This is a genomic window from Thioclava sp. GXIMD4216 (genome assembly GCF_037949285.1).
Classification (GTDB): Bacteria; Pseudomonadota; Alphaproteobacteria; order Rhodobacterales; family Rhodobacteraceae; genus Thioclava; species Thioclava litoralis.
In genome coordinates this window covers 65,311-80,370 of sequence record NZ_CP149929.1, presented here as the reverse complement: position 1 = coordinate 80,370, position 15,060 = coordinate 65,311, and the positions used below count along the sequence as shown (strand labels likewise).

Below are 15,060 nucleotides of genomic sequence, written 5' to 3'. Positions count from 1 at the left end.
CCCTCCCATGCCTCTTGCCCCCCCGCCTCTTGCCCTCACGCCGCCCGATCCGATGCCCCCCGATGTGCTGTGCCTGAGCGATCTGCACCTGACGCTGCGCCATCAGCCCGTTCTGAACGGGCTCGACCTGCGGATGCGGGCGGGGCAGCGGATCGCGCTTCTGGGGCTGTCGGGCTCGGGGAAATCGATGACCGCGCGGGCGGCGCTGGGGCTTTTGCCGGAGGGCGCGCGCCTGACGGGGGGCATCCATGTGGCGGGGCAGGAGGTGACCCATGCGCCGGTTCTGGCCCGTCCGTTGCAGGCGCGGCCCGCGATGGTGATGCAGGACACTCTGGCCGCGCTGAACCCGCTGGCCACGATCGGCTACCAGATCGAACAGCCGCTGCGCCGTCAGGCGCGCGCGCAGGGGCCGCGGCCCTGTCGCCGCCGGATCAGGGCGGCGGCGCTGGATCTGCTGGCGCGGGTCGGGCTGGAGGGCGGGGAGGCGCTGCTGTCGCGCTGCCCGCCCGAGCTGTCGGGGGGCCAGCGCCAGCGGGTCTGTCTGGCGATGGCGCTGGCCGCGCGCGCGCGGGTGATCATCGCCGACGAGCCGACCTCGGCGCTGGATGTGGTCACGCAGGCGCAGATCCTGACGCTTCTGCGCGCGATCTGTCAGGGGCCGCAGGGACCGGCGCTGCTGTTTATCACCCATGACCTGCATGCGGCGGCCCATCTGTGCGACGAGGCGCGGGTGATTGCCGGGGGCCGGATTGTCGAGGCCGCGCCGATGCGGGCGCTGCTGTCGCATCCCCGCCATCCGGCCAGTCAGGCGCTGATCGCCTCGGCCAGACAGTGCGGGATCGCCTGCGAAAGGCTCTTCGCATGAGCCTTTACACGGTGGAGTCCCTGCGGCTGGCCTATCCGGCGCGTCGTCTGTTTGCCGGCCATGCGGTGCAGCAGGTCCTGCGCGATCTGTCCTTCACCATCGCGGCGGGCGAGACCGTGGGGCTTGTCGGGGCGTCGGGCAGCGGCAAATCCAGCCTGCTGCGCTGCCTTCTGGCGCTGGAGCCGCGCGCGCAGGGCTGCATCCGTTTTCAGGGGCGGCGGCTGCGGGCGGGGTCCGTGCGCGCGCTTGGCTGGTACCGGCGGGCGGTGCAATATGTGCCGCAGGATCCGGTGGCCTCGCTGGAGCCGCGCATGAGCGTGGCGCAGATCGTGATGGAGCCGCTGCGCAGGCTGACCGGCGAGACCGCGCCCCTGGCCCGCGCCACCGAGGCGCTGGAAAGCGTGGGGCTGGATCACCGCTATCTGGCGCGCCGCCCGCACGAGCTGTCGGGCGGGCAGGCGCAGCGGGTGGCGATTGCCCGTGCCATCGTGCTCAGGCCGCAGGTCCTGCTGGCCGACGAGCCGGTCAGCGGCCTTGACATGACCATCCGCGCGCAGGTGGCCGCGCTTTTGCGCGGGCTTTGTGCCGAGCAGGGCATGGGGCTGGTGATGGTGTCGCATGATCTGTCCGTGGTGGCCACGCTATGCCGCCGCGTCATGGTGATGGAGGCGGGCGCCCTGGTCGAGGACCGCCCGCTGGCGGCCCTTCTGGCCGCCCCCCATCACCCGCAAACCCGCCGTCTTCTCAATGCCGCGCCGCCAATGATAGCTGCGGCCTCTTCCCAAGGATTTTCCAATGAGACTGCTGAGCAGAGCCCTGATCGCGGGGCTGGCACTTGCCCTTCTCGCGCCGCACGCGCAGGCGGGGGACCGGCGCATCCATATTGCGCATCTGCAACCGCCGCGCTCGGGGCTGAACCCCCTGTCGGATGACGCGTTCAAACTGTCGCGCTGGTCCACCGCCGAAACGCTGGTGCGGCTGGATGCCGAGGGCACGCCGCAGCCGCTTCTGGCCACCGGCTGGACGCGGCTGGATGCGCGGACATGGCGCTTTGCCATCCGGCAGGGGGTGACATTCCACGATGGGACCGATCTGACGCCGGAGCGAGTGGCCGCCGCGTTGCAGGCCGCCACTGCCGCCGTGCCGCGCCCGCGCATTCTGGACGGGGTGGATCTGGGCGTGCGGGCCGAGGGCGGGGGGGTCATCGTTACCACCGCCAAGGATGACCCGCTGCTGCCCAACCGCCTGTCCAGCCCGCAACTGGCCATTCTGGCCGCGCGCGCCTATCATGCCGATGGCACGGTGGTGCCGACGCGGGCCGGCACCGGCCCCTTCGTGCTGACCGAAATCAACGGCGTCAGCAGCGCCCATCTGGACCGGTTCGACGGCTATTGGGGGACGCCTGCGCGGCTGGCGGGGATTGATGCCGATTATGTCGGGGATGGCACCGCGCGCGGCGCGGCGCTGCGCACGGGGGCGGCGGATGTGGTCGAGGCGGTGCCGGTGTCGCAGGCGGCTCTGGTCGATCCGGCGCTGATCCACGAAGTCCCGATGCCCCGCACCAACACGCTTTACGTCAATACCGCCCGTGGGCCGCTGGCCGATCCGGCGCTGCGTGCGGCGCTGCGCACGGCGCTGGACCCTGCCGCGCTTGTGCGCACCGTCTATGAGGGGCGCGCCGATATCGCCAAGGGCCTTCTGGGTCCGGCCCTGCCCTGGGCCGAGGGGCTGCGCCAGCCGGTGGCCTATCCTGCCGCCCGTGCACCGGCGGGCGAGACGATCATGCTGGGCACCTTCACCGACCGCGCCGAGCTGCCCGAAGTGGCCGTTCTGGTGGCGCAATCGCTGACGCGGGCGGGGTTTGTCGTCAAGCAGGATGTGCGCGAATATGCCCATATCGAGGCCGATATGCTGGCGGGCAGGTTCGACCTGTTCATCCTGTCGCGGGCGACCGTGCTCGATTCCGGTGACCCTGTGTCCTATATGGTCAGCGATTTCTCCTGTGCGGGCTCGTTCAATATCGCCCAGCTTTGCGATGCCGGTGTCGATGCCGCGCTGGAACGGGCCGCCGCCACCGATCCGGGGCCGGCGCGTCAGGCGGCGATCATCGCGGCAGAGCGCGCCATTCTGGCGACGGGGGCGGCGGTGCCGTTGCTGCATGAACGGGTGATTCAGGGCGAGGCGGCCACGGTGTCGGGGGCGATCCGCGACCCGCGCGAGCGCCAGCTGATCACCGAGCAGACGACGCTGCTCGAATGACCGGCAGGGGGCGGGCGGTGCTCCCCGCGCTGTCGCGTGCGGGGACGCTTTGTGCGGTGATGGGGCTGGTGGGGATGCTGCCGTGGATCTCGGGGCGCGATCCGGCGGCGAGCCTGCTGCGGGCGCGGATGGGCGAGCAGACCCCCACCCCCGAGGCGCTGGCCGCGATCCGTGCCCAGCTGGGTCTGGCCGACGGGCCCTGGGTGCATCTGGGCCAGTGGCTGGCGGGGCTGGTGCGCGGCGATTGGGGGGTGTCGTGGATCTCGGGCGCGCCCGTGCTGCAGGGGATGCTGGGGGCGCTTGCGGTGTCATGGACGCTGATGGCGGCGGCCTTCGGCGTGGCGCTGTGCTGTGCGGGGCTGATCGCGCTGCCGGTGCTGTTGCGGGGCCTTCACGGGCGCCCGACACAGACCGCGGGCGTGCTGGCCGCCACCCTGACCGCGCTGCCCGAATTTATGCTCTCGGCGCTGTTTCTGGTGGTGTTCTCGGTCTGGCTGGGCTGGTTTCCGCCCTATGGCTGGCAGGGATGCTCGCATGTGGTGCTGCCTGCGCTGGCCTTGGGGCTGCCGGGGGGCGGTCTGCTGGGGCGGTTGCTGGGGCAGGCGCTTGCGGCCAGTTTCCACGAGGCATGGATTGCCAGCTGGGCCTGTGCGGGGATCAGCCGCGCGCGGATCGCGCGGGCGGTGCTGCGCCGCAGCCTTCCGGCGTTGATGCCGCAGATCGGCATGATCATGGTGGCGATGACCGGAGGGGCGATCGCTGTCGAAAAGGTGTTTTCCATTCCGGGGCTGGGGCGGGCGGTGCTGGGGGCGGCCTCGGCGCAGGATCTGCCCGCCTTGCAGGCCGGTTTGCTGCTTTTGCTGCTCAATGCGCTGGCCATCGGCATTCTGGCCAACCTGATCCGCGTGGCGCTGCTGGGGCGGGCGCTGACGCTGGGGGCGCTGCCGGTCACCCCGCCGCAAAGCGCGCCTCCCGACCGGCGCCTGTGGCTGGTGCCGCTGCTGGTGGTCCTGCTGCTGGCGGGGCTGGTGCTTTGGGGGCTGCCGCGCGATCCGTTCAGCGCGCAGTATCTGCGGCTGCAGGCCCCTGGCCCCGCGCTGCCGCTGGGGGCGGACGGGCTGGGCCGCGACGTGCTGGCGCGCATCGCGCATGGGGCGTTCTCGACCATCGGCATGGCGGTTCTGGCGACAGGGATCGCGCTGTGTCTGGGGCTTCTCATGGGGATGGTGCCGCGCCTGAGCATCGGCCTGATCGAGGTCACCAAGGCCACGCCGCCCACGATGGCCGCGCTGGTCACCGTGGCGGCGATGGGGCCAAGCGCGATGGGCGCGCTGGTGGCGGTGAGCGCCGTTGCCTGGGCCCCGCTTGCGGCGCATACGGCGGCGCTGGTGGCCGAGGCGCGCGCCAAGCCGCATATCGCCATCGCGCCGGTGCTGGGGGTGGGGCCGCTGCGGCTGATCCCGCGCTCGATCCTGCCCGAGGTGCTGGCCCCCGTGACGCGCCACGCGATGCTGCGCCTGCCGGGGATCGCGCTGGCGCTGGCGGCTCTGGGCTTTCTGGGGCTGGGGGCCAGACCTCCGGCACCGGAATGGGGTCTCGTTCTGGCCGATATGCTGCCCTATGTCGAACGCGCGCCCCTGGCGGTGCTGATGCCGGTGGCGGCCTTGGCGCTGCTTTCGGTGCTGGGGGTATCGCTGGCGGCGCTGCTGCGGCGCTAGGCGGGGCCGGATGGCAGGCGGGGCTCAGCCCAAGACGGCAAGGGCGGTGAATGTGCCCGCGATCAGCACGCCCGACAGGCCCAGCCAGATCACCAGATATCCCATGATATCGCGTGCCGATAGCCCCGCCACCCCCAGCAGCGGCAGCGCCCAGAAGGGCTGGATCTGGTTCGTCCAGCCATCGCCCCATGTGAAGGCCATGATCGTATGCGCGGGATTGGCCCCGAGCGCATAGGCCGCCTCCATCACGATCGGCCCCTGAATGGCCCATTGCCCGCCGCCCGAGGGGATGAACAGGTTGACCAGCCCCGCCGAGAGGAAGGTCAGCAGCGGAAAGCTTTCGGGCGTGGCCACGGAGATGATCGTGTTGGAAAAGCTGGTCACCAGACCGGAGGCCGTCATCATCCCCGCAATCCCTGCATAAAGCGGGAACTGCACGATGATCCCCGCCGCAGCGGTCACGGCTTTACGGGCGGCAGCGGTATAGGCATCGGCATTGGGATGCAGCACCAGCCCCAGCGCCAGAAAGAGCAGGATCACCGTGTCCAAGGTGATCGCGAAACGGCTCTCGGCGATCTGGCCGGCCAGATAGGTCAGCACCAGAAGCCCCAATGCCAGAGTGGGCAGACGGCTATGCTCGACCCGTTCGGCGGGGCTCGGGGCGGCCCTGTCGGGGGTCTCTTGCGGTGCCTTCGGGGCCTCTTCATGTAGCAGGCGCGGGCAGGGCGGCTGCTTCTGCATCAGGAAGAACCCGACAAGCACCGCCAGAAGCGCCAGTGTCAGCGCGATATTCCACGGCGCGTAAAGAGTCTGTGCCACCGAGACGATGCCGATCTTGCTTTCCATGAAATGCCCCGGTGTGGCGATGACCAGCGGGATCGAGGAGGACGGGCCGCGCACCAGCTCGCCGCCATAGGCTGCCGCGACGATCAGCGGAAAATGCACCGCGACACGGCGCCCGACCTCGCGTGCCAGAACCGCGCCTGCCACCATGCCGAACCCCCAGTTGAGGTAATAGCACACAAAGCTCGTCACGATCACGATGACCAGCGCCTGACGCGGCGTGCTGGCCTGTGCCGCCAAGGCCCCGATCATCCGCTGCACCACCGGTGTCATCGCCAGAATATAGCCCGTCAGCAGCACCAGCGTCATCTGCATGGCGAATTTGAACAGCCCCGCAAAGCCGTCGCCCCAATAGCAGGCCATCTCCATCGCCGAGCGGCCCTCGACGCCGATCCCCAGCACGAAGACAATCGCGGTCAGCGCCAGTGCCAGTACGAAGGCGCTTGGCAGGTAACGTTCGACAAGACGTACCGAAAAACGTGTTATAAAATCCAATGGTTCCTCCTCCGGTCCCGTGGGGCATGGCGGCGGCAGGTGCCGTATTCCGGCTTGGCCGGACGGCCGCAGGCTCCTCCTCCTTGCGCAAGGCTATGCCGCGGGGGCGGGGCGGAGAAGCTGTATCGTTCGTATGTTGAGCGTTGTTCAAATACGGGCAGGAGATGTTCGCATACTGAACACCCCCGCGCCGCAGCCCCCCGCCCGCTTGGGGCAGGCGCGGGGGTCCGCCAGAGGCGGGCAGGCTCAGGCGGGCAGCTCAGGCGGGCAGGCGCACGCTTTTGCGCCAGACCATCCGGACCGGAAGTTGGACCATGCGCGTGTCACTCTCGGGGGTGGTCAGCCATTCGACCGCCTTCGCGACGATCTCGGCGGTGGGCTGGGCAAAGGTGTTCAGGGCATAGCTTTCCCAACCGGCCTGCGCGATATCGTCAAAGCCGATCACCGACAGCGCCTCGGGCACCGCAAGGGCGGCCTGCCGGAAGCCCGCGACCCGCCCCGCAAGGCTGGGCGTGCCCGCCGCCGAGTACACAAGGGCAAGCCTGTGGCATCCGGCGCGGCGCAGGGTGGTGAAGGCGGTCATGCCCGCGCGTCTTTCCGTGCGCGCCAATGCCATTTCGCTGTCTGGCCCCGAGACTGGTCGCGCGGCACCGCCCCAGACCATGACGGGCCGTGTGCGCAGCGCCGCCTATCTGGGCGATCATGTGGAATACGAGATCGAGAGCGAGCTGGGCCAGCTCTTCGCGATCGACCATGCCAATGCCACACCCTATGCGGTGGGCAGTCATCTGGCGCTGAGCTTCCGTGCGACGGGGCTGGCGCTCCTGCCCTGACATTTCCAAAGATTGCGAGACATATCATGACAGATACAGACCCTGCGGCCACCGCCGGAACGGTGGCAGACCGCGCGCGCTTTGCCAAAGAGCTCGCGCAGAATGCCGGCGCCTTGGCGCGCAGCTATTTCCTGCGCCGCTCCGAACTGGATATCGAGACCAAACGCTCGGCCCATGACCTCGTCTCCGAGGCCGACCGCGCGGTGGAGCGCATGATCCGCACCGCCATCGCCGCGCGCTTCCCCGAGGATGCGCTGGTGGGCGAGGAAGACGGGTGCCGCGCCGGGCGCTCGGGCTTTACATGGATCATCGACCCGATCGATGGCACGGCACCGTTTCTTGCGGGCATGCCCGGCTGGTGCGTCTCGATCGGGCTTGTCGATGCGCAGGGGCCTTTGGTCGGGGCGATCGAGGTGCCGATGCTGGCCGAGAGCTATCTTGCCCTGCGCGGGCAGGGGGCCACGCTGAATGACCGCCCGATCCGTGTGGCGCAGGCGCGGACGCTGGCCGACGGGCTGGTGGGGATCGGGGCGAATGACCGCATCTCGAACCGGAGCTTCGGCACCTTCCTTGCCGAATTCGGCGCGGCAGGCGGCGCGTGGGTGCGCTACGGGTCCGGCGCGCTCATGCTGGCTTGGGTCGCGGCGGGGCGGCTGATTGCCTATCTGGAGCCGCGGATGAATGTCTGGGACTGTATCGCGGCCCATTGCCTGATCGAGGAAGCCGGTGGCAGGGTCCGCCCCTTCGATCTGGACGAGGGGCTGATGATCCCTGCCCCCGTGCTGGGCGCAAGCCCTGCGGTCTTCGACACGCTCCAGCGGCTCGGGCGGCTGGAGGAGGATACATTCTGGGTGCCGCAGGCCATATCCGTCTAAGGCCCTGTTGTTTTTGTGAAAAACGTCATCTACCCGCCATTCGGCCCTGTATGCGCACCGACCCCTCCGGCGGGTTGCAAGGCCGGACCACCTAGGGGCGGGGCAAGGAAAAGGTTGCGTTTTCCCCCGATCCTGTATGATAAGTTGTCTGACTTATCTGTGAGGGAGCGGAGGGCGATCCTGCCTCCACCTCCCCGCATGTTCAGGGAGGATGTTCATGAGCAAGACCGACGCGGCTTCGGCCAAAGGCGAACGGGGGCAACGCCAGACCCTTGTCGCGAAGCTGGCGGAGGCATTGCGTGCCGAGATCGCGGCGGGGCATGTCGCCCCCGGCGCGAGGCTGCCCAGCGAAAGTGCGCTGACCAAGGCGCATGGGGTCAGCCGGACGGTCGTGCGCGAGGCCATCGCGGCGCTGCGCTCGGAGGGGCTGGTGGAGGCACGGCAGGGGGCGGGGGTCTTTGTGCTGGCCCCCGAAGCGCCCGTGGCCATGCCGTTCCGCAATCTTGATCCGCAGCGTGTCTCCTCGACGATCGAGCTGCTGGAATTGCGCAATGCCATCGAATCCGAGGCCGCAGCCCTTGCCGCCCAAAGGCTTGTTCCGCAATGGGAAGAGGCGCTGCTGGAGGCCAATGCAGGCTTTCGTGAGGCGGTGGCCCAAGGGCTGCCGACCGGCGAGGCCGATTACCGGCTGCATCTGGCTATTGCCCGCGCGACCGGCAATCCCCGCTTTCCCGAATTTCTGGAATTCATCGGCACCGGCATCATTCCGCGTGCAGCTTTGGGCGCGGGCGAGCCGAAAGACGAGCCGAGTTCCCGCGACTATCTTGCGCAGATCAGTGCCGAACATGACCGCATCGTGCAGGCGATCCTTGACCGCGATGAAGAGGCTGCCCGCACAGCGATGCGCACCCATCTGAAGGGCAGCTATCTGCGCTATCGGGCCATCCTGCGGTAAGCGGCGCGATCCTGCATATACATCATACAAGTTTGTTGACAGATTCGGATTTATGGGATTATTTGTCATACAAGCCCGAGGAGAGCGGGCGTAGTCGCGAGGAGGAGGCGATATGACCCCGCAAGATTTGAAAGAGGCCCTCGGGTCCGGACTGCTGTCATTTCCGGTCACCCATTTCGATGCCGAGGGCAATTTTGCCCCCGAAAGCTATCAGGCCCATATCGACTGGCTGTCGGGCTATGACGCGCCGGTGCTGTTTGCCGCAGGCGGTACGGGCGAGTTCTTCTCGCTGGCCCCGCGCGAGATTCCCGCCATTGTCGAGGCCGCGATCGAGGCCGCCTGCGGGCGCACCGCCATTGTCGCGGGCTGCGGCTATGGCACCGAGATGGCCACCGAGATCGCCCGTTCGGTCGAGAAGGTGGGCGGCGAGGGGATCCTGCTGCTGCCGCATTATCTGATCGATGCGCCGCAGGAGGGGCTTTATGCTCATGTGAAAGCGGTCTGCGATGCGACCGCGATGGGGGTGATGGTCTATAACCGCGACAATGCGGTGCTACAGGCCGATACGCTGGCGCGGCTGTGTGATGCCTGCCCGAACCTTGTGGGCTTCAAAGATGGCACCGGCGATATCGGGCTTGTGCGCCAGATCACCGCCAAGATGGGCGACCGTCTGACCTATCTGGGCGGGATGCCCACGGCCGAGCTGTTTGCCGAGGCCTATCTGGGGGCGGGCTTCACCACCTATTCCTCGGCCGTGTTCAACTTCGTGCCCGAGCTGGCGGTCGAGTTCTACCGCGCCCTGCGGGTAGGCGAGCGCGCCACCTGCGAGCGCATCCTCAACGAGTTCTTCTACCCGTTCATGGCCATCCGCAACCGCGCCAAGGGCTATGCCGTCTCGGCGATCAAGGCGGGTGTGCGCGCGCAGGGCTTTGACGCAGGCGCGGTGCGCTCGCCGCTCAAGGATCTCGACGGCGCGGAAATGGCGATGATGGAGGCGCTGATCGCGCCCTATCGCCGGAAGATCGCCGCCTGAGATGCGGTGAACTTGTCTGACAAGGCGCGGTGCGGACACGCTCTGCGCCGCAGGGCAGGCCCCTTGCTTGGGGGCCTGCGGGAGGGAGGATGACATGAAGATCGTGGCGGTGCGCACGCACCTTCTGGACCACAGGCTGACAACGGCCTTTGAAAGCGCCTCGATGCGTTTTGACCGCCGGACCCATGTTCTGGTCGAGATCGAATGCGCCGATGGCACGATCGGCTGGGGCGAATGTCTGGGGCACGCACGCCCCAATGCGGCGGTGGTGGCCACCTATGCGCAATGGCTGATCGGGCAGAACCCGCTCGAGACCGAGAAGATCTGGGCCACGCTCTATAACGCGCTGCGCGATCAGGGCCAGCGCGGGCTGACGGTCACGGCGCTCTCGGGCATCGACATGGCGCTGTGGGATATCAAGGGCAAGCATTTCGGCGTGCCGGTCTCGACCCTTCTGGGCGGGCGCTTCCGCGAGACGATCCGCGCCTATGCCACGGGCTCGTTCAAGCGCGACGGGGTGGACCGCGTGGAGGATAATGCCGCCGAGATGGCCGGTCACCGCGCGGCGGGCTTCCATGCCTGCAAGATCAAGATCGGCTTCGATGTCGAGGAGGATCTGCGGGTAATCCGCGCCGTGCGCGAGGCGATCGGTCCCGAGATGCGGCTGATGATCGACGCCAATCATGGCTATGACGCGATCGAGGCGATGCGGGTCGGGCAGGCCGCGGCGGAATACGGGATCGACTGGTTCGAGGAGCCGGTCGTGCCCGAGCAGCTTGGCGCCTATCGCGAGCTGCGCGCGCGTCAGCCGATCCCGCTTGCAGGCGGCGAGACATGGCATACCCGCTGGGGCTTCCGCGAACCCATCGAGACGCGGGCGGTCGATATCGTCCAGCCCGATCTGGCGGGCTGCGGCGGCTTTACCGAGGCGCGGCGCATCGCGGATCTGGCGGCGCTGCATGGCGTGCGGGTCGTGCCGCATGTCTGGGGGACGGCGGTGCATATCGCGGCGGCGCTGCAATTCATGGCGGCGATGGTTCCCTCGCCCATGCGTCGTGCGCCGCTCGAGCCGATCATGGAATTCGACCGCACCCATAACCCTTTCCGTCAGGCCATCGTCACCACGCCGATCGAGCATGTGAACGGTGTGCTGGCCATCCCCGATGGCCCAGGCCTCGGGATCGAGATCGACCGCGCCGCTCTGGCCGAATTCGCGCCCAAGGAGGATCGCGCATGATCACCCGCAAACTCGACGGTGCGGCCCTTGTGCCCGCCCTGCCCAAGGGCACCATCGACACACAGATGCATATGTATCTGGCGGGATTTCCGGCGCGCGAGGGCGGGCCGGGCCTGCCGCCTGCGCCGCTGCCCGATGCCGGAGCCTATCGCCGCGTGATGCGCTGGCTCGGGATCGACCGTGTTGTGATCACGCAGGGCAATGCGCATCAGAATGACAATGGCAATCTTCTGGCCTGCCTGCGCGAGATGGGCGATGTAGCGCGCGGGGTTGCGGTGATCTCGGGCGCGACGCCAGAGGCCGAGCTGGCGCGACTGGATCAGGCCGGTGTCGTGGGCGCAAGGATCATGGATCTGCCCGGCGGCGCGCAGGGGCTTTCGGCGCTTGAGGCCGTTGATGCGCGCGCCGCCGAGATGGGCTGGATGCTGGCGGTGCAATTCGATGGCAACCGTCTCCTTGATCTAGAGCCGCGGCTCAAGATGCTGAAATCGCGCTGGGTTCTGGATCATCACGGCAAGTTCTTTGCCGGTGCGGGGGCCGATGAGACCTCTGCGCTCAAGCGGCTCATTGATGGCGGGCGGATGTGGTACAAATTCGCCGGTGCCTATGAGAGCTCGCGCAGGGGCGGGCCGGATTTTGCCGATGTGGCCGTCTATGCCCGCGAGATCGCGGCCCATGCGCCCGAGCGCATCGTCTGGGGCACCAACTGGCCGCATAACGCCGCCCGCACCACCGACGCTTACCCCTGCGACAAGGCGCTCTGCGAGACGGCGCTTGGCTGGCTGCCCGATCTGGCGGCGCGCCAGCGGGTTTTGGTGGACAATCCGCAGGAGCTTTACGGCTTTGCCCCCATCGGCTGAGGGGCGGCCATGAACAGTCCGGTGGGCGCCTCGGGAGGAGGGGCGCGCACCGGTCGGGCGCCACGCGCAAGGGTGGCGCCGCAGGGCAGGGGGATGCCCCTTGTCCGCAAGATCACCGGTCGGTTGCGGCTGCCGGAAACTGCAAAAGGCCCCCTGAAGGGCCGATCAAGGGAGGAAATTATGACACTTCACACCACAATGATCGCAGCACTTGCCGCCTCGACGCTTTGCGCGGGCGGGGCAATGGCCTGCGAGACGACACTGCGCTCGGCCGATACCCATCCCGATGGCTATCCGACCGTCGAGGCGGTCAAATATATGGGCAAACAGCTTGAGGAAAAGACCGGCGGCCGGCTTTGCATCGAGGTCTTCCCTTCGGCGCAGCTGGGCGAGGAAAAGGATTCGATCGAGCAGACCCAGTTCGGCGTCATCGATATGGTCCGTTCCAGCCTCGGGCCGTTTAACAACATGATCCCCGAGACGCAGGTCGTCTCGCTGCCCTATATCTTCCGCTCCGAAGACCATATGCACCATGTCGTCGATGGCCCGATCGGGGACGAGATCGCGGCGGCCTTCGAGCCCAATGATCTGGTGGTGCTGGCCTATTATGATGGCGGCTCGCGCAGCTTCTACAATTCCAAGCATCCGGTGAAGAGCATCGCGGATCTCAAGGGCCTCAAGTTCCGCGTGCAGCAATCGGATGTTTTCGTCGATATGATGGATGCGCTTGGCGCCAATGCGACCCCCATGCCTTATGGCGAAGTCTATTCCGCGATCCAGACCGGCGTGATCGACGGGGCCGAGAACAACTTCCCCTCCTATGACAGCTCGGGCCATGCCGAGGTCGCCAAATACTATACCAATGACCAGCATCTGATCATGCCCGAGGTGCTTGCCATGTCGAAGAGCACCTTCGACAGGCTCTCGCCCGAGGATCAGGCGGCGGTAAAAGCGGCGGCCAAGGCCTCGGTGCCGGTGATGCGCGATCTCTGGGCCAAGCAGGTTCAGGCCTCGATCGAGAAGGTCAAGGCCGGTGGGGCCGAGGTGATCATGGATGTCGACAAGCAGCCCTATATCGACGCGATGGCGCCGCTTTATGACAAATATGCCAACACGCCCGAACTTAAGGATCTGGTGAAACGCATTCAGGAAACCCAGTGATGGAGGCCCGCCCGCAGATGTCTGATCCGTTCCTGTCCCGCTCGGCCCCAGATGCGCGGGCGGCCTCTGCCTACCGCCAGGCGATGCTTCGCCTGGCCACCGTCACCGGCTGGATCGGCACGGCGGCGCTCTGGGTGGCAGGGACCGGCCTCGTCCTGATGACGGCCATCGTTTTCCTGCAGGTGGTGTGCCGCTATCTCCTTGGCTTTTCACTGCAATGGGCCGAGCCCGGCGCGGTGCTGATCATGGGATGGTTCATTTTCTTGGGCGCCGCCGTGGGCATCCGCGAGGGCTATCACCTGTCCTTCGATGTGCTTCTTTATATCCTGCCAAGCTGGCTCAAACCCGTCCTTTTCACCATTTCGGAACTCGTCGTGGGCGCGTTCGGGGTCGGTATGGCCTATTATGGCTGGGAACTCGCCGCCAAGGTCGCCAAAAACGTCATCCCCACGCTGGGGCTCTCGCGGGCATGGGATTTCGCACCGCTGATCGGGGGCGGCGTCCTTCTGGCCCTCTTCTGTGTCGAACGCATCCTGCGCCGTGGCGCGGGCCTGCCAACCGTGCGCTTCGGCGACGATGCGATCGAGGAGTAATCCATGGAACTCGTTATCCTTTTCGGAAGTTTCGTCTTTTTGCTGCTGATCGGCACGCCGGTCGCTTTCTGTCTGGGCATCGCTAGCCTTGCCACCGTGGCCTATATGGGCCTGCCGCCCGTGGTGGTGTTCCAGCGGCTCAATTCCGGCGTCTCGGTCTATTCGCTGATGGCGATCCCCTTCTTCATCTTCGCGGGCGATCTGATGGTGCGCGGCGATATCGCGCGCAGGCTCGTGGCCTTTGCCGCCGCCCTCGTGGGGCATCTGCGCGGCGGGCTCGGTCAGGTCAATATCGCGGCCTCGCTGATGTTTGGCGGCGTCTCGGGCTCGGCCACCGCCGATGCCTCCGCAGTGGGCGGCCTCATGGTGCCGCAGATGAAAGCACGCGGCTATGGCGCGGATTATGCGGTCAATATCACCGTCGTTTCCTCGATCATCGCGCTGATGATCCCGCCCTCGCATAACATGATCATCTATTCGATCGCGGCGGGCGGGCGGCTCTCGATTGCCGATCTTTTCACCGCAGGCATCATTCCGGGCTTTGTGCTGGCGCTGGCGCTGATGGGGGCGGCATGGTTTGTGGCCAAGCGGCGCGACTACCCGCGCGAGGCCTTTCCGGGCTGGTCGATGCTGGGGCAGCTGTTTCTGTCGGCGGTGCCGGGCCTGATCCTGATCGCGATCATCTTTGGCGGCGTGCGCTCGGGCGTCTTTACCGCCTCCGAAAGCTCCAATATCGCGGTGATCTATGCGCTTGGCGTGACGCTTCTGGTCTATCGCAGCCTCTCGTGGCACGATTTCAAAGAGGCAACCCTTGCCGCCGTACGCACCACCGCGATGGTGCTGATGGTGATCGGCTGCGCGGCCTGTTTCGGCTGGCTGCTGGCCTATCTCAAGGTGCCCGCGCAGATGGTGGCCTTCCTGCACAGCGTCTCCGACAACCCCATCGTCATCCTGCTGCTGATCAACGTGATGCTGCTGATCCTCGGCACCTTCATGGATATGTCGCCGCTGATCGTGATCACCACCCCGATCTTCCTGCCGGTGGCGCAGGCCTTCGGGATCGACCCGATCCATTTCGGCGTCATCCTGATCCTCAATCTCGGGATCGGCCTGTGTACGCCGCCCGTAGGCTCGGTCCTCTTTGTGGGCTGCGCCGTGGGCCGGATCGGCATCGGGCAGGTGCTGCGCTCGATCTGGCCCTTCTATCTGGCGGCGTTCGGGGTGCTGCTGCTGGTGACCTATATCCCCGCGCTCTCGCTCTGGCTGCCCGCGCTCTTCCACTGAGCCATCCGGCCCGACCGGCCCCTCCTGCGGGCCGGTCCGCTTTTGACAA

Annotated in this window: 15 protein-coding genes; 13 read left to right on the top strand and 2 right to left on the bottom strand. The window is 67.2% G+C overall.

The window, feature by feature from the left end; translation table 11 throughout:
• Positions 1-7 precede the first annotated feature (7 nt).
• From WDB88_RS17790 to WDB88_RS17775, 4 genes are read left to right on the top strand one after another with little or no spacing between them, the layout of a single operon-like run.
• Positions 8-865: an ATP-binding cassette domain-containing protein gene (locus WDB88_RS17790; protein ID WP_339110072.1), complete on the top strand. Its 858-nt coding sequence runs from the start codon at positions 8-10 to the stop codon at positions 863-865.
• Positions 862-1,797: an ABC transporter ATP-binding protein gene (locus WDB88_RS17785; protein ID WP_330628265.1), complete on the top strand. Its 936-nt coding sequence runs from the start codon at positions 862-864 to the stop codon at positions 1,795-1,797. Before WDB88_RS17790 ends, WDB88_RS17785 begins: the two co-directional genes overlap by 4 nt.
• Entirely contained in the window at positions 1,682-3,124 is a 1,443-nt protein-coding gene (locus WDB88_RS17780) for an ABC transporter substrate-binding protein (RefSeq protein WP_339110133.1), read from the top strand. Before WDB88_RS17785 ends, WDB88_RS17780 begins: the two co-directional genes overlap by 116 nt.
• Complete coding sequence (locus tag WDB88_RS17775; protein WP_339110071.1) at positions 3,121-4,842, top strand: ABC transporter permease subunit; 1,722 nt, start codon at positions 3,121-3,123, stop codon at positions 4,840-4,842. The genes WDB88_RS17780 and WDB88_RS17775 overlap by 4 nt, the downstream gene beginning before the upstream one ends.
• A 24-nt stretch (positions 4,843-4,866) precedes the next feature.
• Here the strand turns inward: WDB88_RS17775 and WDB88_RS17770 are convergent, their stop codons facing one another.
• Together WDB88_RS17770 and WDB88_RS17765 are read right to left on the bottom strand one after the other, a co-directional pair.
• On the bottom strand, positions 4,867-6,180 hold the full coding sequence (locus WDB88_RS17770; RefSeq protein ID WP_339110070.1) for a TIGR00366 family protein: 1,314 nt from the start codon (positions 6,178-6,180) through the stop codon (positions 4,867-4,869).
• 259 nt (positions 6,181-6,439) lie between these two features.
• Positions 6,440-6,763, bottom strand: a complete 324-nt coding sequence (locus WDB88_RS17765) for a substrate-binding domain-containing protein (protein WP_339110069.1) — start codon at positions 6,761-6,763, stop codon at positions 6,440-6,442.
• On the opposite strand from WDB88_RS17765, the gene WDB88_RS17760 reads away from it, so the two are divergent.
• The 9 genes from WDB88_RS17760 (at position 6,762) to WDB88_RS17720 (ending at position 15,011) form a co-directional block, all read left to right on the top strand.
• Positions 6,762-7,013, top strand: a complete 252-nt coding sequence (locus WDB88_RS17760) for a TOBE domain-containing protein (protein WP_339110068.1) — start codon at positions 6,762-6,764, stop codon at positions 7,011-7,013. The two genes, WDB88_RS17765 and WDB88_RS17760, sit on opposite strands and share 2 nt — an antisense overlap.
• 26 nt (positions 7,014-7,039) lie before the next feature.
• Positions 7,040-7,888, top strand: coding sequence for an inositol monophosphatase family protein (locus WDB88_RS17755; RefSeq protein ID WP_339110067.1), 849 nt, complete (start codon positions 7,040-7,042; stop codon positions 7,886-7,888).
• A gap of 217 nt (positions 7,889-8,105) precedes the next feature.
• The gene (locus WDB88_RS17750; protein ID WP_339110066.1) at positions 8,106-8,843 is read left to right on the top strand and encodes a FadR/GntR family transcriptional regulator; all 738 of its coding nucleotides are present in this window, start codon (positions 8,106-8,108) and stop codon (positions 8,841-8,843) included.
• Between the two features lie 112 nt (positions 8,844-8,955).
• On the top strand, positions 8,956-9,876 hold the full coding sequence (gene kdgD, locus WDB88_RS17745) for a 5-dehydro-4-deoxyglucarate dehydratase (protein WP_339110065.1): 921 nt from the start codon (positions 8,956-8,958) through the stop codon (positions 9,874-9,876).
• A gap of 94 nt (positions 9,877-9,970) precedes the next feature.
• A complete protein-coding gene (locus WDB88_RS17740) occupies positions 9,971-11,113 on the top strand; it encodes a mandelate racemase/muconate lactonizing enzyme family protein (RefSeq protein ID WP_339110064.1) in 1,143 nt (380 codons plus the stop codon).
• Positions 11,110-11,973 carry an amidohydrolase family protein gene (locus WDB88_RS17735; RefSeq protein ID WP_339110063.1) on the top strand — a complete coding sequence of 288 codons (864 nt, stop codon included), beginning with the start codon at positions 11,110-11,112 and terminating at the stop codon, positions 11,971-11,973. The genes WDB88_RS17740 and WDB88_RS17735 overlap by 4 nt, the downstream gene beginning before the upstream one ends.
• Before the next feature lie 180 nt (positions 11,974-12,153).
• Entirely contained in the window at positions 12,154-13,134 is a 981-nt protein-coding gene (locus tag WDB88_RS17730; RefSeq protein ID WP_339110062.1) for a TRAP transporter substrate-binding protein, read from the top strand.
• Positions 13,135-13,217: 83 nt separating this feature from the next.
• On the top strand, positions 13,218-13,727 hold the full coding sequence (locus WDB88_RS17725; RefSeq protein ID WP_339110132.1) for a TRAP transporter small permease: 510 nt from the start codon (positions 13,218-13,220) through the stop codon (positions 13,725-13,727).
• Positions 13,728-13,730: 3 nt separating this feature from the next.
• A complete protein-coding gene (locus WDB88_RS17720; protein WP_339110061.1) occupies positions 13,731-15,011 on the top strand; it encodes a TRAP transporter large permease in 1,281 nt (426 codons plus the stop codon).
• Positions 15,012-15,060 lie beyond the last annotated feature (49 nt).